The sequence below is a fragment of the Methylobacterium sp. Leaf456 genome, from assembly GCF_001425465.1.
Classification (GTDB): Bacteria; Pseudomonadota; Alphaproteobacteria; order Rhizobiales; family Beijerinckiaceae; genus Methylobacterium.
Map to the genome: position 1 here is coordinate 1 of NZ_LMQV01000013.1, position 24,009 is coordinate 24,009.

Genomic DNA, 24,009 nt, shown 5'->3' on the forward strand with positions numbered 1-24,009 from the left:
AAGACGGTGGCCCTGCTCGGCCTGACGTTCAAGCCGGACACCGACGACATGCGCGATGCGCCCTCGCTGTCGATCATCTCCGGCCTTCAGGACGGCGGGGCCAAGGTGGTGGCCTACGATCCAGAGGGGATCGAGCAGGCGAAACCCATGCTGCAGGGCGTAAGCTACGCCGAGGACGCCTATGCCTGCGCCACGGGGGCGGACGTTCTGGTCCTGGTGACGGAATGGCGCCAGTTCCGCGCGCTCGACCTGCCGCGTCTGAAGGAGCTGATGAACGCCCCCGTGCTGGTCGATCTGCGCAACGTCTATTCCCCGGCCGAGGCCGAGAAGCACGGCTTCCAGTATACCGGAATCGGCACCACGAAGGTCGACGCCTGAGCCCACCACCCGTCCCGGCCTACATCGGGACGGGCCTTCAGCGGGCGGTGCGGCGGGCGAGCAGCGTGTAGAGCACCTGCGCGGCCACGACACCCAACACGGCCGCCGTGCCCTTCACCGAGAAATCGAACAGCCGCCCGTGCCGGCTCGCCGTGAGTCCCTGCGCGAGTTCGAGCAGGCCGGCCATGGCGACGCTCGCCACCACCACCAGTCGCCAATGGCGGGGATAGGACAGGGCGAGCAGGAATCCGAACAGGGCGTAGGCCGCCGCCCGCTCCAGATGCGGCGAGGCGACGACCGGCCTCGCCTCGATCGGCGAGAGCGTCACGAAGACGAGGATTGCGGCGACGATCCAAGCCGCCAAGCGAACGAGGGTCAACATCGTTCCCTCGTGGCGCAGCCGCCGCGGTACGGTCAAGCGGCGAATCGGCAGCCCTGCCGAGCGGTTTTTCTTCCAGGGTCTGTGCCACCGCTCCTGCCGCGAGAATCCGCAAAGCGGCGCCGCACCGCGCCTCTCGGCATTCCGCCTCGGGTTGCGCCTGAAACCTGAGGTCGATTTTTGCCGGATATCCCCAATTTGGAGGATGCGACTCCCCCTGATCTCGATGCCTCCTGCTCCTTGTCGATCACGCCGCCACGGCGCCAGCGATGGAAGACCCATTGATCCGGGGCGGAGCTTCTGAGGGGGAGACAGACATGATCCGGGAAAGCGAGGACGTGCCGCGCTGGCTCCAGCGCCGCGAGAACCGCAAGGCCGGCCGCTACGACGGCAACAAGGTCGTGCGCTGGATCGCGCGACGCACCACCAAGGAGCGCGAGGCCGAGGCGTCGGCGGACGCTCAGACGACGCCCGAATGGCCGCGGCTGGGCGGCTTCGGCATGCTGCGGCTGGTGGCCGACAATCCGGCGATGTGAAGTTCGAGACGCAAAAAGCCCGCCCGGCCGGATCGCATCCGCGCCGGGCGGACGGGAAGCCCCGGCGGCGCAGCCGATTGCACTGCATAAGCCGGCCCGACAACTTACCCGACAACTTGGCACGGCCCGTAAGCGGGTCCATGATCGTCGCCGACAAGCCGTCGGAGCACACGGCGGCATCGGAGGGTCGTCCCATGCTTGCCGCCAACCGCCTCGTCAAAGCCGCCTGGATCGCCGTCGACGTCACGCGCGAGCGGGCCGAGCGGGTGCTCGTGGTCGAAGCCTACATCGCCGTGAGCCCGCTGGAGAAGAACTACGACGCCGAGCGCTACACGCTCTTGGTCGAGGACGTGCGCCGGGTGCTTTCCGCCAACCCCGAGATCGACCGCGCCTCGATCCTGAGCATGCACCGCGACGCGGGCTGCGCCGCCCTGTTCCGCTCCAAGCCCGCCACGGCGGCCTGACGCCAAATCCAGAGGCGTCAGTCCAAAGGGGCTTGGGCCGGATCGCGCGGCAGGCCGGCCTCGGCGCGCTCGGGCCGCAGGCCCGGCGGGGTGACGCGCCCGACCGGGGCGCCGTCGACGCCGCCGCAGCCGTTGCAGATCGAGCGGGCGGCGCGCGCGCCGCGCTCGGCGATGCGCCGGTCGAACGCGCCCTGGCGCGCCGCCGATTCCTCGGCCTGCTTTTGTGCGGCCTCGGTGAAGCGCTCGTCCAGGAGCGGCCGGGTCGCGGCGCGCTCGCGCGGGACGGCTTGCGGCTCCGCGAACGCGGCGCCGGGAAGCATCAAGGCGAGCAGGCAGAGGAGGGGTCGCATCGGTCGCGCGCTCCGTTCCGTCACGGCCGGCGGCCTGCCGACACCGACAAGGTTAACGTGCGCTTGCCCGTAACGATAGCGCGCCGACGACACGGTCGACGAGCGTTGACGGCTTCCCGCTCCCCTGGTCGAGGAACAGCCGGTAGGCCGGGTTGTCGGTCTCGTCGAAGCAGGGATAGCCCAGGGCGTCCAGGGCCGCGTCGAACCGGGCGCGCTCGGAGGCCGGCACCTCGATGCCGGCAAGCACCCGGCCGTAATCGGCGCCGTGGTTGCGGTAGTGGAACAGGCTGATGTTGAAGCCGTCGCCGAGCGCATCGAGGAACTTCATCAGCGCGCCCGGCCGCTCAGGGAACTGGAAGCGGTAGAGCCGCTCGTCGGCGAGCCCGGTGGCCCGGCCGCCGACCATGTAACGGACATGGACCTTGGCCATCTCGTTGTCGCTCATGTCGGTCACGGAATAGCCGCCCCGCTCCAGCGTGGCGACGAGGTCGCGCTTCTCCGCGCCGCCGCCGGGCAGGTTGATGCCGACAAAGATGCGCGCGTCGGAGCCCCTTGCGTAGCGGTAGTTGAACTCGGTGATGGCGCGGGGCCCCAGCGCCGTGATGAAGGCGCGGTAGGCGCCCGCCCGCTCCGGGATGGTGACGCCGAGCAGCACCTCGCGCTGCTCGCCGATCTCGGCCCGCTCGGCGATGTGGCGCAGGCGGTCGAAGTTGAGGTTGGCGCCCGACGAGATCGCCACCAGCGTGCCGGCGCCGGGGTTTTGCGCCGCCCAGGCCTTGGCACCGGCGAGACTGAGCGCGCCCGACGGCTCGGAGACCGCGCGGGTGTCGTCGAACACGTCCTTCACCGCGGCGCACATCGCGTCGGTATCGACGGTGATCACATCGTCCAAAAGCTCACGGCAGATCCGGAACGTTTCCTCGCCGGCTTGGCGCACAGCGACGCCGTCGGCGAACAGGCCGACGGTGGGCAGCGTCACGCGATCCCCCGCCTCGATCGCCGCCTTCATGCAGGCGGCGTCGTCCGGCTCCACGCCGATCACCTTGGTCTCGGGCCGCAGGTACTTGACGTACGAGGCGATGCCCGCGGCGAGGCCGCCGCCGCCGATCGGCACGAAGATCGCCTCGATCGGGGCGCTGTGCTGGTGCAGGATTTCCATGCCGATGGTGCCCTGGCCGGCGATCACCTCGGCATCGTCGAACGGGTGCAGGAAGGTGAGGCCCCACTGTGCCTCAAGGCGGCGCGCCTCGGCCAGCGCCTCGTCGAAGGCGTCGCCGTGCAGCACCACCTCGGCACCGCGCGCGCGGCAGGCATCGACCTTGATGGCGGGCGTGGTGCGCGGCATCACGATCACCGCCCGCACCCCGAGCTTGGCCGCCGCCAGCGCCACGCCCTGCGCGTGGTTGCCGGCCGACGCGCAGATGACGCCGCGGGCGAGCTGATCGGGCGACAGCGAGGTCATCTTGTTGTAGGCGCCGCGCAGCTTGAACGAGAAGACCGGCTGGAGGTCTTCACGCTTCAGCAGCACCGGCCGCTCCAGCCGCTTGGTCAGCCGCGGCATCGGATCGAGCGGGCTCTCGATCGCCACGTCGTAGACGCGGGCGGAGAGGATTTTCTTGATGTAATCGGTCACGGGGCAGGCATCCGGCCGCTTCGGACGGACCGGAGACGATTCTCCGGCCCACACGCTTCGCGCGACCGGGTCCGACTTGCGAAGAGAGGCCTCGGAACGCGATGCGGGAATCGCGTTCGTTTAGACCTTTGCGCCGCGGGAGGCGAGGGCCCGCGACTCATACCAGGCTGCTTGAAACAGGACCGCCGCCCCGCCGTCGCGGAGGCGACCGACGATGATCCGATCCTCGTCGGTCGGTCTCACAATCTGATGTCGGAATCGAGCCGCGCCGGGTCGAGGGCGTCGTCGAAGGCTACGCCGATGCAGTCGGTGAACAGGCGCACCACCCGCCCCGCGGTCAAGCCGAGGGTGACGCTCGCCCCGAGCGGAACCGGGCGGGCCAGGAACACGGCGGCGCCCGAGGCCGAGACGTTGACGATCCGGCCCGGCACGACGCCGCCGTCGCCGAGGGTGACGAGCACGTCCCGGCGCCGGGGCGTGATCCGCTTGTGGCGGCGCACCGCACCGAGCTGGTGGTCCTGCCCGCGGGCGAGTTCCACCAAGGTCCGGGCGATCTCGACGGCCCGCTCCCGCGGCACCGACAGGCGCACGCCGAAGCTGCTCGGTCCGTTGGCGACCACCCGCGTCTCGATCGTGCCGACGAAGCTGATGCTGCAGGTGATCCGCGCGTCGATCTCCGGCACCACCGATGATCGGAAGCCGATGCCCTGCGCCGTGATGTCCTCGGTGACCGCGTAGAAATCCGAATGCTGCCGGCTCCCGCAGAGGGCCGGGAGGATCAGCGCATGGCGGTCGGCGGGCGGGCTGGCGGGCGGGATGGTCGTCATGGGTCCGGCATCGTGGCCCCCGGACCATGACGCCGCGACCTGAACGGAAAACGGACCGGATGCGGGCAGTTTTCCGTAAATTTTCTTAAGCTTACGGAGGGATAGGACACCGCGCCGTTCTCGCCGCCGCTGGGTTCGCGCGGCAAAGCAAGCGATTTCGATCCTGACCGAGAACGCGACCGCGAAATCGGCTTTCGTCCGATCAGGGCGATCATCAAAAAAAGATACTTCTGGCAAGATGCCTGAGACGACGCCCGGCGCGTGGACGAGACGACGACACAACTGTCGGCAGGGTTACGTTCGATCGATTTTGGCCGCAACCATCTGTCACGATGCGTGGAATGCATGGGGTGCCCGCCGGGAGGGCATGCCGTCGCAGCGGCCGGAAGCCGGCCCTTGTCAGCGCTCGCACGCGGTGGGCATGGTCGGCGGATGAGCGATACGCCGTCCGAGCCCGACCGCCTCGCGCGCCTCGAAATCCGCCTCACCGAGCAGGAGGCGGTGATCGAGGACCTGAACGCCGCGATCATGGCGCAATGGAAAGTGATCGACCGCCTCACCCGCCAACTGGCGCGGGTGCAGGAACAGCTCGAGGACACCGCCTTCCGCGGCGCCAGCGGCGCCCCGGAACCGCCGCCGCCGCATTATTGACCGGCCGGTCCCACCCCCCTCTCATCCCGAGGTGCCGCGAAGCGGCCTCGAAGGAGGGCTCCGGGGATCGCGCGACTTCTGGAGACCTCCTTCGAGGGCGACGCTTCGCGTCGCCACCTCAGGATGAGGGGGAGGGGGGATGCGACGGCATTCGGCTGCTGCGCGTCGGCTTTTTCCGAAAGCCGGCGACCACCTTTCGGGCCGATGCTCTATGCTGCGGACAACGCGTCGCGAGGAATCCCGGCCATGAAGCGATCGGTGCAGCGGGTGATCGCAGGCCTCTGCCTCGCGCTGGGGCCAAGCGTGGCGTTCAGCCTGGAGCGGGTGCCGCTGCCCTCCGAGGCGCCGATGGAGGCGTGTCCCGAGCAGGGTGCGGGCTTCGCGCGCATTCCCGGCACCTCCACCTGCCTGCGCGTGTCGGGGCGGGTGGCGGCGGGGATCGATGCGGGAACGCATGGCACTGCTGGGCCGATGCGCGGCCGGTTCTCGGTCGATACGCGCTCCGACACCGATCTCGGGCCGGTGCGCTCGTTCCTGCGGCTCGAGGCCGGCCATCGCTGAGCCGGCGCAGCGCTCCAGCTAGTTGTGCCGCATCGGCTTTTTTCCGAAAGCCGGTCCCCACCCTTTCGGGCCGATGCTCTAGTCGTCGCGGTAGACCCGCTCGCGGCGCTCGTGGCGCTCCTGCGCTTCGAGCGACAGGGTGGCGATGGGGCGGGCGTCGAGGCGCTTGAGGGAGATCGGCTCGCCGGTCTCCTCGCAGAAGCCGTAGGAGCCGTCCTCCAGGCGGGCCAGCGCCGAGTCGATCTTGCTCGTCAGCTTGCGCTGACGGTCGCGGGCGCGGAGTTCGATCGAGCGATCGGTCTCCGAGGAGGCGCGGTCGGCGAGATCGGGATGGTTCTCGTTCTCGCTCTGGAGCGCGCTGAGGGTACCCTGCGCCTCGCGCAGGATCTCGCTCTTCCACGAGAGCAGCTTGCGCCGGAAATATTCCCGCTGCCGCTCGTTCATGAAGGGCTCGTCGTCGGAGGGCCTGTAGCCGTCCTCGATCGTGACCTTCGCCATCGTTAAGCCCTCGCGCTCCCTGCCGGTCAGCGGCGATCTCGGGCAGGGCTATAATCGAGCCGGGCGGGCTCCACAACGCGCGGATGCTGCCCTGCACCCCATCGCGTGAATTGCCCGCGGCATTGCGGCAAACACGTCACGGTCCGGGAGCGTACGAAGTGCGCGACCGCAGGCCGTTCAGCGATGCGGCGATCTCGTCGGCGAGCGCGCGGGCGAGGTCGTGGCGGTAATGGGTGCGGTCGAAGAACAGGACCGGATCGTGCAGGGCCGCCCGGTCCCGGCGCCCATCGACAACATCGCTCCGGGGATGGCGCGCCAGGGCGGCGCGCATCGCCGCGCGGCAGGCGGCCTCGGCCCGGGCACGCGGGCTCCCCGCCCGCGGAAGGGCGGAGGCGTAGACCGGCGGGAACACCATCACCACCGGAGTCTGCGGCGGTACGCCGGCCAGCAATGCGCCGAGCCTGTCGGCGGCGGGAAAGTCGGGCCCAGCCCGGCCGGGATCGGCGGCCTCCGGCACCGGCGTCTCGCGCGACGCGTGCAGCCGGTCGGGGTCGAGATGCGCGTAGTCGGGCCCGTAATCCCAGAAGCCGTCGGGCCGCGCGGTCCTGCGGCGCGGGCCGGCGAGCCAGCCGAGGCGGCCGACGACCTCCTGGGCGACCGGCCAGCGCAGGAGCCCGCGCAGGTAGGGCAGGGCGTCCGGGCTGTAGAGCCAGAACGGGAACGGCTTCTCGTTGGGCAGCGCCGGATCGTCGCTGCACCACAGGTCGTCGATCGACAGGACCAGGGCGTCGGGCCGGGGATGGTGGCGCAGGAACCAGCCCAGCAGGGCGATTTGCTCCCCCGGCCCGGTCGCCGGCACCGAGAGCTGCACGAACGGGATGCCGGTCGCCGCGGTGAGGCGGGCGGGCTCGACGAGCTGGATGTGCGAGTTGCCGAGGACGGCGCCGGCGAAAGCGGGATCGCGCCCGCGCCAAGCGGCGGCCGTGCGCGGGCCCTGCTGACGCACGGCGCCCGCCGACAGGAGGGGGGAGCGCCCGCTGTCGTAGGGATCGACGAGGGCGGCGAGCGCCAGATAACCGAGGAAGAGGCCCGCCGCCGTGCCGACGAACAGCCGCGCGAACCCCGCCCACGCCCGCCCGGTACCGCGATGGGATGCGCCTGCGATCATGATCAGAACTGGAAGTAGATGAACTCGTAGTTCGCGTCGTCCCCGATCTTGAGGAGGATGACGACGAACAGGACGGCGCAGGCCACGGCGAGCGGACGGCTCGGCGGCAGGCGGTGGATGACGGCCCAGGCGCTCGGGCCGACGATGGCGACCAGGGCGGCGAACAGGATCGTGCGCCACTTGAAGCCTGCCCCCGGCGCGGCAAGGCCGAACAGCCCCTTGTAGATCGTCAGCGCCGCCTCGAAGGTCGACGCGCGAAAAAGCACCCAGGTCAGCACCACGAAGGCGGCGGTCAGCGCCCAGCCGAGCGGCGCCGGCATCCGTCGGCCTGAGCGGCGCCACAGCACGCCCGCGCCGAGGCCGAGCCCGTGGGCGGCGCCCCAGGCGACGAAGGTGAGCCCCGCCCCGTGCCAGAGCCCGCCGAGCGTCATCGTGACGAACAGGGCACCGACCTGCATCGCGAGGCCGCGCCGGTTCCCGCCCAGCGGGATGTAGAGGTAGTCGCGCAGGAACCGCGACAGCGTCATGTGCCAGCGCCGCCAGAAGTCGCGCAGGGACGTGGCGCGGTAGGGCACGTCGAAGTTCTGCGGCAGCACGATGCCGAACAGCAGCGCGATGCCGAGCGCCATGTCGGTGTAGCCGGAGAAGTCGAAGTAGATCTGGAAGGTGAAGCCGAGCGTCGCCTGCCACGCCTCGGCCGCGGTGACCGCCTGGCCCGCGGCGGCGGCCTGGAACACCGGGTTGACGTAGGCCGCCAGCGGATCGCCCAGAAACACCTTCTTGGCGAGGCCGACGACGAGCAGCACCAGCCCGCGCCCGATCCGTTCGGCGGCATCCGGCCGCCTATAGGGGCGCTCGTCGAACTGGTGGACGATCTCGCTCCAGCGCACGAGCGGGCCGGCGAGAACCTGCGGGAAGAAGGCGATGTAGAGGGCGTACTTGGTCAGTCCGAGCGCCGGAGCACGGCCCGCGCGCAGGTCGGTCAGGTACATGATGTGGTGGAAGGTGAAGAACGAGATGCCGAGCGGCAGCACGAGATCGACGTGCGGCAGGCTTGCGCCCGGGATCAGGTTCGCGAGGTCGGCGAGGAAGCCGAGATACTTGAAGGCGGCCAGCACCACGAGGTTGCCTGCGAGCGCCGCCGGAAACAGCCAACTGTGGGCCCGGCGCGGCAGGGCGCGGGCGATCAACCAGTTGAGCCCGATCGAGGCGACGAGCAGCGGCAGGAAGCGCCAGTCCCACCAGCCGTAGAACACGAGGGAGAGCCAGACGAGCAGCGGCAGGCGCCAAGCGGGCCGATAGCGCTCGACGCCCGCGTGCAGCACCAGGGCGATCGGCAGGAACGCCAGCAGGAAGACGAAGGAATTGAACAGCATCGCGCGCGGGCAGGCTCGTCCTGGCTGGCGAGACCGGTGCCGTCCGCTCACGCGCGGGCCTTGTCGGGGATCGCGGCGAGGGCGTCAACGCCGGGGCCGGAGGCCCGGAAACCGCCGCGATCGGGTCAGCCACGGTTCACCTCGGCCGACCTAACCCTACCTCTGCAACCGGGCCACCCGGCCCGAACGGAGAGGATCGTACGATGACGCACGCGAAGGCGTTCGCATGGGCTGCGGTGGTCGCCGGCAGCCTCGGATGGATCGGCGGCGCGCAGGCCGCGCCGTTCAGCCCCGCACCGCTCGGCGCGACGAATCCGGTGGAGCGCGTGGCCGGCGGCTGCGGCCCCGGCTTCCATCCCAATCCCTGGGGCATCTGCCGCCCGAACCTCTACGGCCCGCGGCCCTATTGGGGCCGGCCGGTCTACGGCGGGCCCTACGGCTATTATCGCCCGCGGCCGGTCTATCGGCCCTACGGCTACGGCCCGCGGCCGTTCTACAGGCCGCCGCGCCCGTTCTATTGAGATCGTTAGGGCCGGGGCGGCTCAGACGCCGCGCGCCGCCTCCAGCTTGGCGAGTTCGACCGCGGCCCTGAGTTCGATCTCGGCGACGAGCCCGTCGAGGCGCGGGTCGCCGCTCTCGGACATCCGCTCGGCCAGACGCCCGGCGATGGCGCGCAGGTCGGCGGGCGCCACCCGTCCGCCGATCAGCGCGGCCTTCAGCCGGTCGAGCCCGTCCAGGAGGTCGTGCCCGCGCTGCACCGAGCGGCGGCGGCGTTCTTGGGGCGTGTCGGCGCTCTCCTGCCCCTGGAGCGTCAGGATCGCGTCGAGGCCGGCGAGCATGCCGGTCTGCGCCGCGCCCGCCGTGCTCGCCCGCGGCTGTTCGGCTTCGCCGGCCGAGAAGGCACCCGGCGAGGCGGCGCGGCGCGGGCCCGCGAGGGCACCCGCGGCGGCGGCGGCAAAGCGGGGATCGACGCGCATGGTCCGGCCTCTCAAGAGGCCTACGAGAAACGGCCCCCATGGTTAAGCGCGGGTAAACGTCTCGGCAGAAGCTGCCGCCCCGGCAGGAATGCGCCCGGCGGCGGATGCGGCCCGGACGGGCACGCCGCCACCATTTTCCATACCGATCAATAACTTAGTCATAGATCCCAGTTGGCACGGCCCTGGCACTGGACAGTGGCATGACGCCCGATCCGGTCGAAGCCCCGCCGATGCCGCTGCCCCAGCGCTCCCTCCCGTTCCGCCTCCTGGCCGTCCTGGCCTGCTGGCTCGCGGTGCTGCCCGGCCCGGCCTTCGCGCTGTCGCGGGTCAAGGATCTCGCCTCGATCGAGGGCGTTCGGTCGAACCAGCTCGTCGGCTACGGGATCGTGGTCGGCCTCAACGGCACCGGCGACACGCTCAACAACATCCCGTTCACCAAGCAATCGCTCCAGGCGATGCTGGAGCGGCTCGGCGTCAACACGCGGGGCGCCACCATGCGCACGCAGAACCTCGCCGCCGTGATGGTGACGGCGAACCTCCCCCCGTTCTCGACCCAGGGCACGCATATCGACGTCACCGTGTCCTCGCTGGGCGACGCCAAGTCGCTCCAGGGCGGCACGCTGCTGGTGACGCCGCTGCTCGGTGCCGACGGCGAGGTCTACGCGCTCGCCCAAGGCTCGGTCGCCATCGCGGGCTTCGCCGCGGAAGGCGAGGCGGCCAAGATCACCCGCGGCGTGCCGACCAACGGGCGCATCTCCAACGGCGCGCTGATCGAGCGCGAGATGGCGTTCAAGCTGAACGAGGCGCGCTCGCTCCGGCTGTCGCTGCGCAACCCCGACTTCACGACGTCGAAGCGGATCGCGGCGGCCATCAACGACTTCATGGGCGCCGACACCGCCGAGCCCACCGACCCGGCGACCATCACGCTGCAGATCCCGCCCAAGTACCGCGGCAACATGATCCGCCTCATCACCGAGGTGGAGCAGCTCAAGGTCGAGCCCGACCAGACCGCCCGCGTCGTCGTGGACGAGCGCTCCGGCATCATCGTGATGGGCCGCGACGTGCGCGTCTCCACGGTCGCCATCGCGCAGGGCAACCTCACGGTGACGATCACCGAGCAGCCGATGGTGAGCCAGCCCGGCCCGCTCTCGAACGGCCAGACCGCGATCGTGCCGCGCACCGGCGTCAAGGTCGATACGGGCGACGGCAACAAGCTCGCCCTGGTCAAGGAGGGCGTGACGCTCCGCGAACTGGTGGACGGCCTCAATGCGCTCGGTGTCGGCCCGCGCGACCTGATCTCGATCCTGCAAGCGATCAAGACGGCGGGCGCGCTCCAGGCCGACATCGAGCTGATGTGATTCTGCTAAGGTAGGAGACCCGACATGCTGCCTCTCGCGACCTTCGCGGCCTCCGCCGCCGCCGGCGTCGGCAAGAATCTGCTGCAATCGCTGTCGAAGACCGACACGAACACGATGGACACCGCCCAAGCCTCGACCCAAGCCTCGGCCAAGGCGCGCAAGACCGCCGACGAGTTCGAAAAGATGTTCCTCGAAGACAGTCTGGAGCGGATGACCCAGAGCGAGGGCACGGAAGGTCCGCTCGGCGAGAACGGTTCGGGCGGCGGCGTGTGGCGCTCGATGCTGACCAAGGAATACGCGAACGCGATCGTGAAGAGCGGCGGCGTCGGAATAAGCAATCAGGTCTATTCCGAGATGATGCGGATGCAGGAGGCCGGCCGTGGCGGCAAATGACACCCGTCTGAGCGACCGCGCCGGGGCGCAGGCCTTCGTGCAGGGCCTGCTGACCGTGATGCGCGATCTCGAAGCGGTGCTCGCCCGCGAGAGCGAGGGCGTGCGCGCGGGCCGCATCGGTGAGGCGATGACGGGCACGCCGGCCAAGACCGCGTTGGCCGCCGCCTACATGACCGGGCTGGAGGCGGCCAAGGCCAACGCCATCGCGCTGGCCCGCTTCGCCCCCGAGGGGCTGGAGGCGCTGAAGGCCGCCCAGAAACGCTTCGCCGCCGTGCTGGAGGTGAACCAGCAGGTGCTCGCCACCGCCCGCTCGGTCTCCGAGGGGCTGATCAAGGCGCTGGCCGAGGAGGTCGGCAAGACCCGCAACGCCACCGTCTACGGTCGCCCCTCGCACTCCCCGTCGCCCTATGGCAGGCCAGGAGCGAACAGCGGGCCGCTGGTGCTGTCGCGCAACCTATGAGGCTCGGCGCTGCTGAGGTGCGACAACAACGACAGGATGAGGCGCGTTAAGTCGTGATGGCGCGCTGCGCGGCCGGGCGAAATCTGAACATTGAACGGGCCGTGGCAGCGCTCAAGCTTCCGGAACTTTCATCTCCGCCGTTGCTTGCCACCGAAATCAATCATCGGAGGTGCCGGCCATGTCGAACGATGTGCTGATTCCGCTACTCGCCATCTTCACCATCGTGGCCGTCGCGGCCTTCGCCATCTGGCAGCGCGGCCGGGTGGCGCAATCGAAGGGTGACTCGCAGCGTTCGAGCTTCACTCAGGCCCACGGAGAGGCGCCCCGCCCGAACCGGCCGGGGACGGATCACTGAGGACGGGCCGCGTCGTCCCTTCGAGGAACATCCTACCGAGCTCCCTCATCCTGAGGTGCGAAGCGTAGCGAAGCCTCGAAGGAGGGCTCCAGGGATCGCGCGATCCGCTGGAGCCCTCCTTCGAAGCTGCTTCGCAGCGCCTCAAGATGAGGGCGTTTGATGGGATCGCTGGGGAGCAACCCCCTCAAGCGAGCCGTGTCGCCTCGACCCACCAGTCCGGCTGCGCCGCTCGCACCGCGCCCGCCGCCGCCTCGGCGGCGGGCGCGTCCGTGAACAGCGCGAACACCGTCGCACCCGAGCCCGACATCCGGGCGAGCCGGCATCCGCCCTGCGCCCGCAGCAGCGTCAGCGCCGCGCCGATGACCGGGGCGAGGGTGAGGGCCGGCGGTTCGAGATCGTTGCGGGCCGGCCGGATCGCGGCGAGCAGGCCCTCAGCGTCGAGGCCGGCGCCGAGGCTGGGATGCTCGGCACCCTCCAACGTCTGGCCGACGGCGAGGCCCAGCGCCTTAAACACCGGCGCGGTCGAGACCGGCACGCCGGGATTGACCAGCACCGCGGGCAGAGCCGCGAACCCGAGGGCCGGGCCGACCGCCTCGCCCGCACCGCGCATCATCCGTGCCCGCGGATCGAGGCAGACCGGCACGTCGGCCCCCGTCGCCCGCGCCGCCGCGACGACGGCCGGATGATCGAGGGACAGCCCGTTCCGTTCGGCGAGCAGGCGGAGCGCGGCCGCGGCGTCCGACGAGCCGCCGCCGATCCCGGCCGCGACCGGGAGTTCCTTGTGAAGATGGAAGGCGCCGGCTTCCAGGCCGGGCACGCCCGCGGCGAGGTGGCGGGCGGCGCGCAGGACGAGGTTGTCGTCGAGGGGGCCCGCCGGTCCGGCGGTCGGACCCGCGACGCTGAGCGCGAGATCGGGGCCGGGATCGAGCGTCAGCCTATCGGCGACCTCGGCGAACGCCACGAGGCTTTCGAGCACATGGTAGCCGTCTTCGGGTCGGCGCCCGAGCACGTGCAAGGTCAGGTTGATCTTGGCCGGAGCGCGGGTGGTGAGACGGGACACGGGCTCTCAGGCAGACGGGAAAGGACGGGCCTGCCTTACGAGCGCGGGGCGCCTCGGGCAAGCCGTCCTCCGGGGAGGGCGTCGGCGCGGACGCATCCGCGCCGACGCCGCTCGCTCACCAGCGGTGATGCCAGCCGCCGTAACCGCCGCGCCAGCCGACGTGGCGATAGCCCCACGGGCGCGCGTAGCCGACGTGACGGTAACCCCACGGACGGCCGAAGCCGACATGGCGGTAGCCCCAGGGGCGGCGCCAGCCGTAGCCATAGCTGCGATAGACGACCGGACGGGCGTAGATGACGGGGCGGTAGGCGTAGGGTCGCCAGTTCGGCTTGCACCAGCCCGACCAGCCGCGGTGGAATCCGGGCCCGCACCCATCACGGGCCTCGGCGGTGCCCGCCGTCCCGGCAACGGTGCCGAGGGTGAGAAGGGTAGCGGCAGCGATCTTCAATCGCACGATTGTCCTCCTTCGGTCTCGAGTGGATGCCCGAAGAACGACAACAACGAAGCCATCGTTGCCGCATTACGAAAATTTAATATACCTTTTGGAACAGGGATTTACAGCAGAATATGGCCAAGCCGGATTGTTTCTGTTGTGTGTCAGACAGGAATGACTTGAGACAAATACTCGTGAGGCCGGCCCATGTCCAACCCACGCCCTCATCCTGAGGCGCCGAAGCGAAGCGTAGGCCTCGAAGGAGGGCTCCAGAAATCGCTGAGAGAACTGGAGCCCTCCTTCGAGGCTGCTGCGCAGCACCTCAGGATGAGGGGAATGGGTAGGAGTTTCGGTGATCCGGCACGCGCGACGAGTCTGCCCTCGCGGCGCGTATCGAGAAAAGACCGCTAGCCGCCCGGCTTCTTGTCGGCCGAGCCCGGTGCGTCGCCGGGGGCCGGGGCGCCCTTGGGTAGTTCCGGGTTCTCCGGATTGTGCGGCGCCGCCACGGGGGCGGGGACCGTCTCTGCCGGGGCCGGGGCCGGCGGGTTCTCGGCGGTCGCGGTCGGCTTGTCCGGCTCGGGCAGGCCGTCCTTCAGCTTGGCATTGATCTTTTCGAGGTCGTCCGGCTCGGGATTCAGGTCCTTGGCGTGCTGCCACTGGAACTTGCCTTCGAGCCGCCGGCCGGTGCGCCAATAGGCGTCGCCGAGGTGGTCGTTGATGGTCGGGTCGCCGGGCTTCAGCTCGACCGCCTTCTCCAGCTCGCGCACCGCGTCGTCCCAGCGGCCGAGGCGGAAATAGGCCCAACCGAGAGAGTCGATGATCATGCCGTCGCGCGGCGACAGATCGACGGCCTGCTTCAGCATCTTGAAGCTCTCGTCGATGTTCATGTTCCGATCGACCCAGGAATAGGCGAGGTAGTTGAGCACCTGCGCCTTGGCGTTCGGCTGGGTCGGCGGCAGCAGGGTCAGCGCCTTCTTGAGGTCGGCCTCGGCCTCGTTCCACTTGCCGGCACGCTCGTAGGCGGTGCCGCGGAAGTAGTAGAGCGTCCAGTGGTTGGCCTCGTTGCCCGCCGGGATCAGCTTGATCGCGCGGGTGTAGGTCTCGCTCGCCTCGGCGAATTTTTTCCGGGAGCGCTGGACGTTGCCGAGCGCCGAGATCACGTCGATGTTGTCCGGGTTGGACCTGAGCACGCTGTCGAGGTGTTGCAGCGCCTCCTCGCCACGGCCCATCTGCTCGAGGTTGAGACCGATCTGGATGTCGGCGTTGAGCTTGAGCGGGGAGTTCGCCGGGATCTGGGCGTAGGCCTCGTTCGAGCGCTCGGTCTGCTTCATCCGGTCGAGGGTGTCGGCGAGCGTCAGGCGCGCCACCGCGTGCTCGGGGGCGAGGTAGAGGGCGAGTCGGAGATAGACGACCGCCGGCAGCTCGTCGCCCTGCGTCGAGCCGGCGGAACCGAGCCCGTAGAGCACTTCGGCCGCGCCTTCCTGGGCCGAAGAGATCAGCGGCGGCAGGGGCTTGCCGGCCTTCAGCTTGTCGAGGGCATCCACCACCATCGGGTGGCGCGGCATGGTCTTCTCGAACTGGCTGTAGGCGTCGATGGCGAGATCCGTGCGGCCGATGCCGGCGGCGAACCGGGCATAGGCATCGACGATGCGCAGCGTGTTGTGGTCGGCCTCGAACGCCGCCTTCAGCTTGCGCTCGGCCTCGGCCTTGTCACCAACCAGCGCGGCGATGAGGCCCGCATGGTAGTCGCGGAAGACGTTGAAGTAGCGCTCGCCGCGCAGGCGGTTCAGCGTCTCGTTGGCGCGCTTGCCGTCACCCGCGCCGGCATAGGCCCAGGCGGTCAGCAGCGTCGCGGTAAGGTCGGCCGCCGCGCCCTTGCCGCTGCGGGCAAAACTCTGGCGGGCCGGGGCGTATTGCCCGGCCTTGAGCTGGCGCACGCCGAGCGAGAGCTGGGCGAGGCCGTTCGAGCCCTCGCGGGTGGTGAGCCGCTCGGCGGCGCGGAAGGCGTCGGTCATCGCGCCGTCGGCGAGCAGCGAGACGAAGGCCCGCTCCAGAAGCTCGGCGTTGCGCGGATCGCCCTTCACCGCCTCGCGGTAGAAGCTCGCGGCGGCGGCCGTGTCCTTCGAGGCGCCGGCGATGTAGGCGGAGAGGAAGTTGCCCTCCAGCGATTCCGCCGGCTCGTATTCGGAGATCGGCGAGGATTCCCGCGGCTGCAGGGCGGCGGCCGGCAGGCTGCCGGCGACCGTGCCCGAGAGCATGAGGGCGAGCGCGGCAGCGCTCCGGCGGGCGGTGGTTCCGTTCATGATCACCAGACGCGGCTCCTGCGGCGCCGCGCGAGGGTTGCCCCTTGTCGTCGGCCGGCGCCGTTTCGGCGGGGGACACTGGACTCCTTCCGCCATCACCGCAAGGCGAAAGGATGGCGCGGGGACAGAGCCGAATTGACGCTCACGCGTCGTCGGCGATCTCGGCTTTCGCGTCCTCGACCAAGCCCGCGAGGCCGGTATCGACCTCGGAGCCGAGCAGCGCGCGCTCGGCATCCGTCAGGTCCTTCGCCCAGGCGCTGCTGCCAAAGCCCTCGCGGCAGCGGGCGCGCTCGGATTCGATGGCGGCCTCGGTTCCGGCGGGGTCGGCCCGCATCGCCGCGACGAACCCGAACCACGCCGCGCGCTCGACCACGGCGAGGCGCGCCCGCAGCCGCATCTCCACCGCGCGGGCCGGATCGACCGCGCCCTCCTCGTTCTCGGCCATCGTCGCCCCCCGACTCAGCGCCGCTGCTCGCAGCGCGTCTTCACATAGGTCTTGGTGTCGCTCGGCGTATGCCCGGCGCTGGCGGCGAGCACCGGGCCCTGGATCAGGCATTCCTGCAGGGTGTGGGCCGGGCCGACGATGATGTCGAGCGCCGTCTCGCGCGAGCAATCGGGCACCTGCACGGTCGAGGCGCAGACCAGGGCGACGACGAGGATCGTGTTCATGCGGGGTCGGCCTCCGAACGGGGTCCGACCCTCAAGGGCCGGGATGGAAGGGTAGAACGGCCCGGCCGCGATAAGCTCCCGAAAAGTCCCGCGAGGCGGCTGCGTCACAGCCGCACGTGGCACGCCGAGGGGCGCTTCAGATGCGACCGTGCTTCCCGTTCGAACGAGCGGCAGCACCGTACAACCGGGCGCGAAGAGCGCCCCGCGCAGCGGCCTCGGCTCTCGGCCGAGGCATCGAGCGGAGCGAAAGCCTAAGGCCGCGGACGCGGCCGCCGGCGTCTGAGGCTCGGCAAAAAACCCTCTGCCCCAAAAAAGTCGCAAGGTCGGCCTGTCTTCCACGACCCCGGACAAGGTCGTTGCAAGGAGGCGACAATGTCTTTCGACGTGATTTTGACGAAGTCCGCGCAGGAACTCGGTGAGAGCCGCGGTGTGCTGCCAGATCTTGAGGAGCGGACCCGCGACGAGATCGCGGAACTGCCCGGCGAAGGGCTGGAAGAATTGGAGAAGCGGCTGTTCCATGCGTTCGCGCTGGACGACGGCACCGAAGTGATCTGTTCGCTGACCGCGGACGGCGCGGTGCGCGTCGATGCCTGCGAGGCGGACGCCGCCTGAATCGGAACCGGCGCGGCGGGCGCCGGATTGCTCCTCCCGACAGACGCCCCGTCGAGGAGGACCCATGTCCCAGGACACCGTCGGCATCGAGGCCGACTTCGCCACCCGCGACTCCGCCCACGCCGCCAAGAGCCGGCTGGCGCGCGCGGGATTTGCCCGCAACAGCATCGACATCTTCCGCAACGGCGACGGCTTCGTGGTCCGCGTGCCGATCCGCGAGGAGAACCGGGCCCGCGCCGCCCGCCTTCTGAAGGGCACGGCCTTCGTCGAGCGGGCCAAGCAAGGCGGCTGGGCCGCGGCCGACCGGGTCGGCAGCCAGCCGCTGCTCGCCCTGGCGCTCGCCGGGCTCGCGGGGTTCGTTCTCTACGGGCTGACCAACCGGCGCTGAGCGCTCACGCGCCCTCGAAGAAGCGGTTGCCCGGCCGCTTCAGCCCGAGATGGTCGCGCAATGTCGTGCCTTCGTACTCGGTGCGAAAGAGGCCGCGGCGCTGCAATTCGGGCACGACGCCGCCGCAGAAATCGTCGAGCCCTTCCGGCACGAACGGGAACATGACGTTGAAGCCGTCGCAAGCCCCGCCGTGCAGCCACTCGGCCATCCGGTCGGCGATCTGCTCGGGCGTGCCGACGAAGGTCAGCCCGCTATAGCCGCCGACTTTCTGGGCCAGTTGGCGCACGGTGGCGCCGGTGCGGCGGGCATACTCGACGATCTGCGCCTGCCCGCTCTTGCTGGCGTTGGTCTCGGGAATTTCGGGCAGCGGCGCGTCGAGATCGAAGCCCGAGGCGTCGGTGCCGAGCCGAACCGAGAGGTTGGCGAGCCCGCTCTCCACCGGCACCAGCGCGTCGAGCCGTGCCTTCTTCTCGCGCGCTTCCTCGTCCGTGCCGCCAACCACGACGAAGGCGCCGGGCAGGATCTTCAACTCGTCCGGCGCGCGGCCGGCTTTGCGCATCCGGCCCTTCACGTCGGCGTAGAATTTCTGGCCGGCCTTCAGCGTCGAGGACGAGCCGAACACCATTTCGGCGGTCTCGGCCGCGATCTGCCGCCCGGCGTCGGACGCCCCGGCCTGCACGATCACCGGCCAGCCCTGGACCGGGCGGGCCACGTTGAGCGGGCCCTTCACCCTCAGGAACTCGCCCTGGTGATTCAGGGTGTGCAGTTTGTCGGGGTCGAAGAAGAGCCCCTGCTCGACATCGCGCACGAAGGCGTCGTCCGCCCACGAATCCCACAGCCCCGTGACGACTTCGAAAAACTCGCGGGCGCGGGCGTAGCGGACCGGGTGATCGAGATGGGCGTCGCGCCCGAAATTCAGTGCCTCGTCGGGGTTGCCCGAGGTGACGAGGTTCCAGGCCGCGCGGCCCTTCGAAATATGGTCGAGCGAGGCGAACTTGCGGGCGACGTGGTAGGGCTCGTTGTAGGTGGTCGAGGCGGTGGCGATCAGCCCGATCCGCTCCGTCACCATGGCGAGCGCGGGCAGCAGCGTCAGCGGATCGAACGAGGAGACGGTGGCCGAGCGCTTGAGCGCCTCCATCGGCATCTTCATCACGGCGAGATGATCCGCCATGAAGAACGCATCGAACTTCGCCGCCTCCAGCGTGCGGATGAAGCGCACGAGGTGTTCGAGGTTGAAGTTCGCATCTGGAAATCCGCCGGGATAGCGCCACCACGCGGTGTGGATGCCGATGGGGCGCATGAAGGCGCCGAGATGGAGTTTCTTTTTCTTGGCTGTTTCGCCCATAGCTGGCTCCGGCCGCGGCTGGCTCGATGCGGGCGATATGGGGCGAGAGTGCCCCTGCGGCACGGTTTGTAGGGCCCGACCGGTTGCCCTCCGACTGCAAAAACCTTGTTTTCTCCCACCCGATCCCCTCATCCTGAGGTGCCGCGCCAGCGGCCTCGAAGGAGGGCTCCAGGGATCGCGCGCTCCGTTGGAGCCCTCCTTCGAGGCTTCGCTTCGCTTCGCACCTCAGGATGAGGGGAGTGGGTGGGAGGACAAGGAGCGATGACCGTCGATCCGACCAAGGACCCGGTGCTGGTGCGCTTCCGCGCCGCGCTCGAAGATACCTACGGCGAGCGGATCGCGCGGGTCGTCCTGTTCGGCTCGCGGGCGCGGGGCGACGCACGACCGGACTCCGATTACGACATCGGCCTCTTCCTCAACGATATGGAGAGCTTCGGCCGTGAATCGGAAGTGCTCGCCGAGATCGAGACCGATCTCTTGATGGCGACCGGAGCGGTCGTGAATACCCTGCCGCTGCTGGCACACGCGTTTGCCGACCGCACGGGCTTCATGGGTGAGGTGCGGCGCGACGGCATCGCGCTATGACGCCGGAGGTCGAAGCCTATCTCGACAAGGCTACCGAGGACTTGGCCGATGCGCGCAAGATTCTCGCGATTCCACTGGCGAAGGTGGCCGCCCGCAGCGCCTACTACGTCGCATTCCACGCAGCGGAAGCGATCCTGCTGGCGCGCACCGGGCGAATTTCGAAGACGCACAGGGGTCTACGCTCCGCTCTAGCCGTGGTCTTATCCGATGCCCCCGCCCAAGATCGAGAGCTCCTGACCTTCCTGGCCCGCGCCTACAGGTTCAAGGAACTGAGCGACTACGGCGTCGGGCGCGAAGCCGTCGTCACGGACTCTGAAGCCTCTGCCTTGATCGAGAGCGCGGCGCGCTGCCTCGACCGGGCAACAGCTTTGATCGAAGTCAGCGGTCCGGGCGGCAATCCCATTTCATAGGCCGAATAACCGGTTGACTAACAGTATATTAGGTTGTGGCAATATGTGGATTAATTTCGATTTCAACACTGTTTTCGTATATGTTCCCTTGTATTTGGTGAATTTGTATTTTCTATATTCAGCGATATCTAATATCAGAAAGTTATTATTCTGGAAATCGAATTTTGGCATCATTGAAGAGGTGGAATACAAGTCGTCAGGCGAATACACATCTGCAATTCCAACCATCAGCTACACATATGAAAATAAATTTTATCTTGCCAAGCCCGTTGGAAGTTATAGAGCCGAAGGATTTCTGAAAGACGCCCCTATCAAGATTTTCGTCAATCCAAAAAATCCAGAGAAGTTTTCTATAAAAAGTTTGGAAGTTGTTCTGGCCCCGCTTTTTATTCTAGCGTTTATAAATTTGTCATCAATAGCGATTATTAAAAGCGCGTTTTTTTGACGAAAATCGTACATCCAAGCGGCTCGCCAATCTTTGCGAACTCAAACTCTGTTGCCGAATTTTACTGCTCCATCCTACACAGTGAAAACCCTTCGTTGCTTGGAAATGCGATCAGATATCCAACTCCGCCCCATCCGCAAACGCCGCGCGCTCCGTAATGAACGCGAACCGCGCCTCCGGCTTGTTGCCCATCAGCCGCTCCACCGTGTCGCCGGTCGATTCCCGCGCCTCGTCCAGAACCGCGACGCGCAGGAGGGTGCGCTTGCGCGGGTCCATCGTGGTCTCCTTGAGCTGCGCGGGCATCATCTCGCCCAGCCCCTTGAAGCGGCCGATGTCGACCTTGGCGCCTTTGAACACGGTCTTGATGATCCGCTCCTTGTCGGCGTCGTCGCGGGCATAGGCCGATTTGGCGCCCTGGCTGAGCCGGTAGAGCGGCGGGATCGCCAGATAGAGGTGGCCCTTGTCGATGAGCTTCGGCATCTGCCGGTAGAAGAAGGTGATCAGCAGCGAGGCGATGTGGGCGCCGTCCACGTCCGCGTCGGTCATGATGATGACCTTGTCGTAGCGGAGATCGCCCTCGCGGAAGTTGGCGCCGGTGCCGCAGCCGAGCGCGAGCGTCAGGTCCGAGATGAGCTGGTTGGCGCCGAGCTTGTCGCGGCTGGCCGAGGCCACGTTGAGGATCTTTCCCCGCAGCGGCAGCACGGCCTGGGTGCCGCGGTCGCGGGCCTGCTTGGCCGAGCCGCCGGCCGAGTCGCCCTCGACGATGAAGATCTCCGAGCCCGCGGTGCCAGCGGCCGAGCAATCGGCGAGTTTTCCGGGGAGCCGCAGCTTGCGGGTGGCGCTCTTGCGGGCGACCTCCTTCTCCTGGCGGCGGCGCAGGCGCTCTTCGGCGCGGTCGATCACCCAGTCGAGCAGCTTGTTGGCCTGGGCCGGGGAGGCGGCGAGCCAGTGATCGAAGGCGTCGCGCACTGCCGTCTCGACGATGCGCGAGGCCTCGACGGTCGCGAGCTTGTCCTTGGTCTGGCCCTGGAATTCCGGCTCGCGGATGAAGACCGAGAGCATGGAGGCGCAGGTCGCCATCACGTCGTCGGTGGTGACCGCCGTCATGCGCTTGGCCTGGTTCACCCGCTCGGCATGCTCGCGCAGGCCTCGCAGCAACGCGACGCGCAGGCCCGCCTCGTGGGTGCCGCCCTCGGGGGTCGGAATCGTGTTGCAGTAGGAATGCGAGACGCCGTCCTCGGTGACCGTCCAGGCCACCGCCCATTCGAGCGAGCCGTGCGAGCCGGGCTTCGTCATCTTGCCGGAGAAGAGGGTGTCGAGGACGAGCGCCTTCCCCTCGATGTCGCGGGCGAGATAGTCGGACAGGCCGCCGGGGAAGCGGTGGACGGCCTCGGCCGGGACGTCCTCCAGCCCTTCGAGCAGGGCCGGGGCGCAGCGCCAGCGAATCTCGACGCCGCCGAACAGGTAGGCCTTCGAGCGGGCCATCTTGAACAGGCGGCGCGGATCGAACTTCAGCGAGCCGAAGATCTGCGCGTCGGGGTGGAAGCGCACCCGCGTGCCGCGCCGGTTCTGTACCCGGCCGACCGTCTCAAGCGGCCCTTGCGCGTGGCCGCGGGAAAAGGTCTGGCGGTAGAGGGTCTGGTTGCGGGCGACCTCGACCTCCAGCACGTCGGAGAGCGCGTTGACCACCGAGATGCCGACGCCGTGCAGGCCTCCGCTCGTCTCGTAGACCTTCGAGTCGAATTTTCCGCCCGCGTGGAGCGTGGTCATGATGACCTCGAGCGCGGACTTGCCGGGAAATTTCGGGTGCGGATCGACCGGGATGCCGCGTCCGTTGTCGGTGACGACGAGGCTGCCGGATTCCTCCAGCTCCACCTCGATGAAGCTCGCGTGGCCCGCGACGGCCTCGTCCATGGAATTGTCGATCACCTCGGCGAAGAGGTGGTGAAACGCCCGCTCGTCGGTGCCGCCGATATACATGCCGGGCCGCCGCCGCACCGGCTCCAGCCCCTCCAGCACCTCGATCGCGGAAGCGTCGTAGCCGGCCTCGGCCGGCTCGGGCGCGGGCACCGCGGCGAGCTTGCGGCGCTCGACAGGCTTCGCCTCAGCCTGCGGCGGGGTCGCCGCGAGCGGCTTGCCACCGGGCCCGAACAGGTCGCGCGCCGGATCGCTCACGCGACGGCTCCTCGAATCGGGGCGGAGGCGGGCTGCATGGCTCTTCATACCCTCTTGATACAGGAACAAACGGGAAACAAAAAGCACCCCGTTCAGCCGGACTTTTGCATGGCGGCGGCGCGGCGTCGAAACCGGCCGGCGCGGAACCGTCATGCCAGTGATGCAAGCGGATGGTTAAAGAGTGACTGCCGGACGGGACCGGAACCGATGTGCGGATTCGCACGTTGTTCCGCCAATGATAGCTTGACCATTGGGAGACACGCCGATGACCGCCGCTGCGCAGGCCCGCCACCTCTCCCTTTCGCGCCTGGAGCGCGCCGCCGGTCAGGCCTTCGGCTACGAGGAGCAGGAGTCTGTCGTCGCTCCGCGGGGCTCGTTCACGATGGCGCATTCGGGCTTCGCCCTGGCGACTGTCGCGACCGCGCTCGCGGCGACGATCACGTATTTTGTCTGATCCGCTGATCCTTACGATTTCCGGCCTACCCCGTCATTGCGAGGCGGAGCCGAAGCAATCCAGGGCGCGACCTTTTCGGACAGGGCGAATCGACTTAGGCCGCTCCGTCATCGACGGCACGGCCTATTTGCTGGGTGCGGAGCGCTGGATGGCTTCGGCTCCGCCTCGCAATGACGGTGCGGGTTTTTCTGAGGCCTCACAGAGAGCTTCGGCGGCGTTGCTGCCGCTGAAATGAGCGGGCGTCCCGCCCGACCCTCACTCCAAAAAACTACTTGTCGTTCAGCACTTTGATGGGGTCGGTGCGCTGGGCCGGCGAGGGCTCCTTGGTGAGCGTGCTTCCGGTCTTGCGCTCCGAGGGCGCCTTGCCGCCGCCGACGGGGCTTTGCGCGCCGCCATCCTGGCCCTGCGAGGGCGCCGTGCCGCTGGCGAGTTCCAGGCAGGTCACCAGCTCGACATAGGAAGGCGAACCGCCCGCGGTAAATTGCTGCGAGCATTGAGTCTTGGCGGCGCCGGGAAACTTGCTCCAGTTCTTCTTCAACTCGTCCTGGGCGCTACGCTCGGATTGCAGGCAGCCCTCCAGGCTGGCGTTGTCGCTGATGCTGACCTGGGCGCGCTGCGCCGACTTGCAGGTCGACTCGACGTCGAGCTTCGGCGGGCCGTCCTGGGCGAGGGCGGGCACGGTCAGTGCGGCGAGGCCGAGGGCGGCGAGGAGCAGGCGGGGCGTCATGTCGGCTCGCGGAAGGGTAGGGGTGTCCGGACACGACAA

The 24,009-nt window shown here is 68.8% G+C and carries 32 protein-coding genes; 16 read left to right on the forward strand and 16 right to left on the reverse strand.

The genetic code is table 11. The features are described from left to right. On the forward strand, positions 1 to 378 hold a 378-nt coding region (locus ASG52_RS11970; RefSeq protein ID WP_162249997.1), incomplete at its 5' end, for a UDP binding domain-containing protein. 37 nt (positions 379 to 415) lie between these two features. On the opposite strand, the gene ASG52_RS11975 is transcribed toward ASG52_RS11970, so the two are convergent. Beyond that, positions 416 to 760, reverse strand: a complete 345-nt coding sequence (locus ASG52_RS11975; RefSeq protein ID WP_056243244.1) for a VanZ family protein — start codon at positions 758 to 760, stop codon at positions 416 to 418. A gap of 314 nt (positions 761 to 1,074) precedes the next feature. Between ASG52_RS11975 and ASG52_RS11980 the strand changes: the two genes are divergently transcribed. Together ASG52_RS11980 and ASG52_RS11985 are read left to right on the forward strand one after the other, a co-directional pair. Further along, positions 1,075 to 1,293: a hypothetical protein gene (locus ASG52_RS11980; protein ID WP_056243247.1), complete on the forward strand. Its 219-nt coding sequence runs from the start codon at positions 1,075 to 1,077 to the stop codon at positions 1,291 to 1,293. 194 nt (positions 1,294 to 1,487) lie between these two features. Beyond that, the gene (locus ASG52_RS11985; protein ID WP_056243336.1) at positions 1,488 to 1,757 is read left to right on the forward strand and encodes a hypothetical protein; all 270 of its coding nucleotides are present in this window, start codon (positions 1,488 to 1,490) and stop codon (positions 1,755 to 1,757) included. 17 nt (positions 1,758 to 1,774) lie between these two features. On the opposite strand, the gene ASG52_RS11990 is transcribed toward ASG52_RS11985, so the two are convergent. The 3 genes from ASG52_RS11990 to ASG52_RS12000 all read right to left on the reverse strand — a co-directional run bounded on the left by ASG52_RS11990 (position 1,775) and on the right by ASG52_RS12000 (position 4,567). After that, positions 1,775 to 2,107, reverse strand: a complete 333-nt coding sequence (locus ASG52_RS11990; RefSeq protein ID WP_056243248.1) for a hypothetical protein — start codon at positions 2,105 to 2,107, stop codon at positions 1,775 to 1,777. Positions 2,108 to 2,159: 52 nt separating this feature from the next. Next, positions 2,160 to 3,740, reverse strand: a complete 1,581-nt coding sequence (gene ilvA, locus ASG52_RS11995) for a threonine ammonia-lyase, biosynthetic (protein WP_056243250.1) — start codon at positions 3,738 to 3,740, stop codon at positions 2,160 to 2,162. A 239-nt stretch (positions 3,741 to 3,979) separates the two neighbouring features. Further along, a complete protein-coding gene (locus ASG52_RS12000) occupies positions 3,980 to 4,567 on the reverse strand; it encodes a PilZ domain-containing protein (protein ID WP_056243251.1) in 588 nt (195 codons plus the stop codon). A 261-nt stretch (positions 4,568 to 4,828) separates the two neighbouring features. Here ASG52_RS12000 and ASG52_RS28760 point away from each other — a divergent pair, with 261 nt between their 5' ends. Continuing rightward, entirely contained in the window at positions 4,829 to 5,218 is a 390-nt protein-coding gene (locus ASG52_RS28760; RefSeq protein WP_502691052.1) for a SlyX family protein, read from the forward strand. 246 nt (positions 5,219 to 5,464) lie between these two features. Further along, positions 5,465 to 5,779 (forward strand): porin, encoded by a 315-nt coding sequence (locus ASG52_RS12010; RefSeq protein ID WP_056243338.1) that lies wholly within the window; start codon positions 5,465 to 5,467, stop codon positions 5,777 to 5,779. 78 nt (positions 5,780 to 5,857) lie between these two features. Here ASG52_RS12010 and dksA read toward each other — a convergent pair whose 3' ends face one another. The 3 genes from dksA to ASG52_RS12025 form a co-directional block, all read right to left on the reverse strand. Beyond that, positions 5,858 to 6,277: an RNA polymerase-binding protein DksA gene (gene dksA, locus ASG52_RS12015; protein WP_056243255.1), complete on the reverse strand. Its 420-nt coding sequence runs from the start codon at positions 6,275 to 6,277 to the stop codon at positions 5,858 to 5,860. A gap of 136 nt (positions 6,278 to 6,413) precedes the next feature. Then, positions 6,414 to 7,445 (reverse strand): hypothetical protein, encoded by a 1,032-nt coding sequence (locus ASG52_RS12020; protein WP_056243256.1) that lies wholly within the window; start codon positions 7,443 to 7,445, stop codon positions 6,414 to 6,416. 2 nt (positions 7,446 to 7,447) lie between these two features. Next, a complete protein-coding gene (locus ASG52_RS12025; protein WP_056243258.1) occupies positions 7,448 to 8,821 on the reverse strand; it encodes an MBOAT family O-acyltransferase in 1,374 nt (457 codons plus the stop codon). 203 nt (positions 8,822 to 9,024) lie between these two features. Here ASG52_RS12025 and ASG52_RS12030 point away from each other — a divergent pair, with 203 nt between their 5' ends. After that, entirely contained in the window at positions 9,025 to 9,342 is a 318-nt protein-coding gene (locus ASG52_RS12030; RefSeq protein ID WP_056243260.1) for a GCG_CRPN prefix-to-repeats domain-containing protein, read from the forward strand. 21 nt (positions 9,343 to 9,363) lie between these two features. Here the strand turns inward: ASG52_RS12030 and ASG52_RS12035 are convergent, their stop codons facing one another. Next, positions 9,364 to 9,798 carry a flagellar assembly protein FliX gene (locus ASG52_RS12035; protein ID WP_056243262.1) on the reverse strand — a complete coding sequence of 145 codons (435 nt, stop codon included), beginning with the start codon at positions 9,796 to 9,798 and terminating at the stop codon, positions 9,364 to 9,366. A 230-nt stretch (positions 9,799 to 10,028) separates the two neighbouring features. Here ASG52_RS12035 and ASG52_RS12040 point away from each other — a divergent pair, with 230 nt between their 5' ends. The 4 genes from ASG52_RS12040 to ASG52_RS27855 all read left to right on the forward strand — a co-directional run bounded on the left by ASG52_RS12040 (position 10,029) and on the right by ASG52_RS27855 (position 12,364). After that, the gene (locus ASG52_RS12040; RefSeq protein WP_056243340.1) at positions 10,029 to 11,156 is read left to right on the forward strand and encodes a flagellar basal body P-ring protein FlgI; all 1,128 of its coding nucleotides are present in this window, start codon (positions 10,029 to 10,031) and stop codon (positions 11,154 to 11,156) included. A 24-nt stretch (positions 11,157 to 11,180) separates the two neighbouring features. Continuing rightward, positions 11,181 to 11,549, forward strand: coding sequence for a rod-binding protein (locus tag ASG52_RS12045; RefSeq protein ID WP_056243263.1), 369 nt, complete (start codon positions 11,181 to 11,183; stop codon positions 11,547 to 11,549). Beyond that, positions 11,536 to 12,009 carry a hypothetical protein gene (locus tag ASG52_RS12050; protein ID WP_056243265.1) on the forward strand — a complete coding sequence of 158 codons (474 nt, stop codon included), beginning with the start codon at positions 11,536 to 11,538 and terminating at the stop codon, positions 12,007 to 12,009. The genes ASG52_RS12045 and ASG52_RS12050 overlap by 14 nt, the downstream gene beginning before the upstream one ends. A gap of 178 nt (positions 12,010 to 12,187) precedes the next feature. Next, positions 12,188 to 12,364, forward strand: a complete 177-nt coding sequence (locus ASG52_RS27855) for a hypothetical protein (protein WP_200945600.1) — start codon at positions 12,188 to 12,190, stop codon at positions 12,362 to 12,364. Positions 12,365 to 12,548: 184 nt separating this feature from the next. Here ASG52_RS27855 and ASG52_RS12055 read toward each other — a convergent pair whose 3' ends face one another. From ASG52_RS12055 to ASG52_RS12075, 5 genes are all read right to left on the reverse strand, one after another. Next, positions 12,549 to 13,424, reverse strand: coding sequence for a 4-(cytidine 5'-diphospho)-2-C-methyl-D-erythritol kinase (locus ASG52_RS12055; protein ID WP_056243268.1), 876 nt, complete (start codon positions 13,422 to 13,424; stop codon positions 12,549 to 12,551). Positions 13,425 to 13,539: 115 nt separating this feature from the next. Continuing rightward, positions 13,540 to 13,878, reverse strand: coding sequence for a GCG_CRPN prefix-to-repeats domain-containing protein (locus ASG52_RS12060; protein ID WP_082552508.1), 339 nt, complete (start codon positions 13,876 to 13,878; stop codon positions 13,540 to 13,542). Positions 13,879 to 14,264: 386 nt separating this feature from the next. After that, the gene (locus ASG52_RS12065) at positions 14,265 to 16,160 is read right to left on the reverse strand and encodes a tetratricopeptide repeat protein (protein ID WP_056243342.1); all 1,896 of its coding nucleotides are present in this window, start codon (positions 16,158 to 16,160) and stop codon (positions 14,265 to 14,267) included. Between the two features lie 142 nt (positions 16,161 to 16,302). Further along, positions 16,303 to 16,605, reverse strand: coding sequence for a hypothetical protein (locus ASG52_RS12070; RefSeq protein WP_056243271.1), 303 nt, complete (start codon positions 16,603 to 16,605; stop codon positions 16,303 to 16,305). Between the two features lie 14 nt (positions 16,606 to 16,619). Beyond that, positions 16,620 to 16,829, reverse strand: a complete 210-nt coding sequence (locus ASG52_RS12075) for a hypothetical protein (protein ID WP_056243273.1) — start codon at positions 16,827 to 16,829, stop codon at positions 16,620 to 16,622. Between the two features lie 372 nt (positions 16,830 to 17,201). Between ASG52_RS12075 and ASG52_RS12080 the strand changes: the two genes are divergently transcribed. Both ASG52_RS12080 and ASG52_RS12085 read left to right on the forward strand, forming a co-directional pair. Continuing rightward, positions 17,202 to 17,441 (forward strand): hypothetical protein, encoded by a 240-nt coding sequence (locus ASG52_RS12080; RefSeq protein ID WP_056243275.1) that lies wholly within the window; start codon positions 17,202 to 17,204, stop codon positions 17,439 to 17,441. 64 nt (positions 17,442 to 17,505) lie between these two features. Further along, on the forward strand, positions 17,506 to 17,829 hold the full coding sequence (locus ASG52_RS12085; RefSeq protein WP_056243276.1) for a hypothetical protein: 324 nt from the start codon (positions 17,506 to 17,508) through the stop codon (positions 17,827 to 17,829). A 4-nt stretch (positions 17,830 to 17,833) separates the two neighbouring features. Here ASG52_RS12085 and ASG52_RS12090 read toward each other — a convergent pair whose 3' ends face one another. Continuing rightward, on the reverse strand, positions 17,834 to 19,174 hold the full coding sequence (locus tag ASG52_RS12090) for an LLM class flavin-dependent oxidoreductase (protein ID WP_056243278.1): 1,341 nt from the start codon (positions 19,172 to 19,174) through the stop codon (positions 17,834 to 17,836). Between the two features lie 261 nt (positions 19,175 to 19,435). Here ASG52_RS12090 and ASG52_RS12095 point away from each other — a divergent pair, with 261 nt between their 5' ends. The 3 genes from ASG52_RS12095 to ASG52_RS28040 all read left to right on the forward strand — a co-directional run bounded on the left by ASG52_RS12095 (position 19,436) and on the right by ASG52_RS28040 (position 20,614). Then, a complete protein-coding gene (locus tag ASG52_RS12095) occupies positions 19,436 to 19,759 on the forward strand; it encodes a nucleotidyltransferase domain-containing protein (RefSeq protein ID WP_056243280.1) in 324 nt (107 codons plus the stop codon). Beyond that, positions 19,756 to 20,169 (forward strand): HEPN domain-containing protein, encoded by a 414-nt coding sequence (locus ASG52_RS12100; protein ID WP_056243281.1) that lies wholly within the window; start codon positions 19,756 to 19,758, stop codon positions 20,167 to 20,169. Before ASG52_RS12095 ends, ASG52_RS12100 begins: the two co-directional genes overlap by 4 nt. Positions 20,170 to 20,350: 181 nt before the next feature. After that, positions 20,351 to 20,614: a hypothetical protein gene (locus ASG52_RS28040; protein WP_156383905.1), complete on the forward strand. Its 264-nt coding sequence runs from the start codon at positions 20,351 to 20,353 to the stop codon at positions 20,612 to 20,614. Between the two features lie 111 nt (positions 20,615 to 20,725). On the opposite strand, the gene parE is transcribed toward ASG52_RS28040, so the two are convergent. After that, the gene (gene parE, locus ASG52_RS12105) at positions 20,726 to 22,789 is read right to left on the reverse strand and encodes a DNA topoisomerase IV subunit B (RefSeq protein ID WP_056243284.1); all 2,064 of its coding nucleotides are present in this window, start codon (positions 22,787 to 22,789) and stop codon (positions 20,726 to 20,728) included. A 265-nt stretch (positions 22,790 to 23,054) separates the two neighbouring features. Between parE and ASG52_RS12110 the strand changes: the two genes are divergently transcribed. Beyond that, positions 23,055 to 23,243 (forward strand): hypothetical protein, encoded by a 189-nt coding sequence (locus tag ASG52_RS12110; protein ID WP_056243285.1) that lies wholly within the window; start codon positions 23,055 to 23,057, stop codon positions 23,241 to 23,243. Between the two features lie 268 nt (positions 23,244 to 23,511). Here ASG52_RS12110 and ASG52_RS12115 read toward each other — a convergent pair whose 3' ends face one another. Then, entirely contained in the window at positions 23,512 to 23,970 is a 459-nt protein-coding gene (locus ASG52_RS12115) for a hypothetical protein (protein WP_056243287.1), read from the reverse strand. Positions 23,971 to 24,009 lie beyond the last annotated feature (39 nt).

Coding starts and splice junctions, on each gene's coding strand:
- ASG52_RS12000 (WP_056243251.1), bottom strand. CDS start 4,567: ATGACGACCATCCCGCCCGCCAGCCCGCCCGCCGACCGCCATGCGCTG.
- ASG52_RS12035 (WP_056243262.1), bottom strand. CDS start 9,798: ATGCGCGTCGATCCCCGCTTTGCCGCCGCCGCCGCGGGTGCCCTCGCG.
- ASG52_RS12030 (WP_056243260.1), top strand. CDS start 9,025: ATGACGCACGCGAAGGCGTTCGCATGGGCTGCGGTGGTCGCCGGCAGC.
- ASG52_RS12020 (WP_056243256.1), bottom strand. CDS start 7,445: ATGATCGCAGGCGCATCCCATCGCGGTACCGGGCGGGCGTGGGCGGGG.
- ASG52_RS12045 (WP_056243263.1), top strand. CDS start 11,181: ATGCTGCCTCTCGCGACCTTCGCGGCCTCCGCCGCCGCCGGCGTCGGC.
- ASG52_RS12115 (WP_056243287.1), bottom strand. CDS start 23,970: ATGACGCCCCGCCTGCTCCTCGCCGCCCTCGGCCTCGCCGCACTGACC.
- ASG52_RS12090 (WP_056243278.1), bottom strand. CDS start 19,174: ATGGGCGAAACAGCCAAGAAAAAGAAACTCCATCTCGGCGCCTTCATG.
- dksA (WP_056243255.1), bottom strand. CDS start 6,277: ATGGCGAAGGTCACGATCGAGGACGGCTACAGGCCCTCCGACGACGAG.
- ASG52_RS12065 (WP_056243342.1), bottom strand. CDS start 16,160: ATGAACGGAACCACCGCCCGCCGGAGCGCTGCCGCGCTCGCCCTCATG.
- ASG52_RS12095 (WP_056243280.1), top strand. CDS start 19,436: ATGACCGTCGATCCGACCAAGGACCCGGTGCTGGTGCGCTTCCGCGCC.
- ASG52_RS11975 (WP_056243244.1), bottom strand. CDS start 760: ATGTTGACCCTCGTTCGCTTGGCGGCTTGGATCGTCGCCGCAATCCTC.
- ASG52_RS11980 (WP_056243247.1), top strand. CDS start 1,075: ATGATCCGGGAAAGCGAGGACGTGCCGCGCTGGCTCCAGCGCCGCGAG.
- ASG52_RS27855 (WP_200945600.1), top strand. CDS start 12,188: ATGTCGAACGATGTGCTGATTCCGCTACTCGCCATCTTCACCATCGTG.
- ASG52_RS12075 (WP_056243273.1), bottom strand. CDS start 16,829: ATGAACACGATCCTCGTCGTCGCCCTGGTCTGCGCCTCGACCGTGCAG.
- ASG52_RS11990 (WP_056243248.1), bottom strand. CDS start 2,107: ATGCGACCCCTCCTCTGCCTGCTCGCCTTGATGCTTCCCGGCGCCGCG.
- ASG52_RS11985 (WP_056243336.1), top strand. CDS start 1,488: ATGCTTGCCGCCAACCGCCTCGTCAAAGCCGCCTGGATCGCCGTCGAC.
- ASG52_RS12080 (WP_056243275.1), top strand. CDS start 17,202: ATGTCTTTCGACGTGATTTTGACGAAGTCCGCGCAGGAACTCGGTGAG.
- ASG52_RS12010 (WP_056243338.1), top strand. CDS start 5,465: ATGAAGCGATCGGTGCAGCGGGTGATCGCAGGCCTCTGCCTCGCGCTG.
- ASG52_RS12085 (WP_056243276.1), top strand. CDS start 17,506: ATGTCCCAGGACACCGTCGGCATCGAGGCCGACTTCGCCACCCGCGAC.
- ASG52_RS12025 (WP_056243258.1), bottom strand. CDS start 8,821: ATGCTGTTCAATTCCTTCGTCTTCCTGCTGGCGTTCCTGCCGATCGCC.
- ASG52_RS12040 (WP_056243340.1), top strand. CDS start 10,029: ATGCCGCTGCCCCAGCGCTCCCTCCCGTTCCGCCTCCTGGCCGTCCTG.
- ASG52_RS12100 (WP_056243281.1), top strand. CDS start 19,756: ATGACGCCGGAGGTCGAAGCCTATCTCGACAAGGCTACCGAGGACTTG.
- ASG52_RS12070 (WP_056243271.1), bottom strand. CDS start 16,605: ATGGCCGAGAACGAGGAGGGCGCGGTCGATCCGGCCCGCGCGGTGGAG.
- ASG52_RS12110 (WP_056243285.1), top strand. CDS start 23,055: ATGACCGCCGCTGCGCAGGCCCGCCACCTCTCCCTTTCGCGCCTGGAG.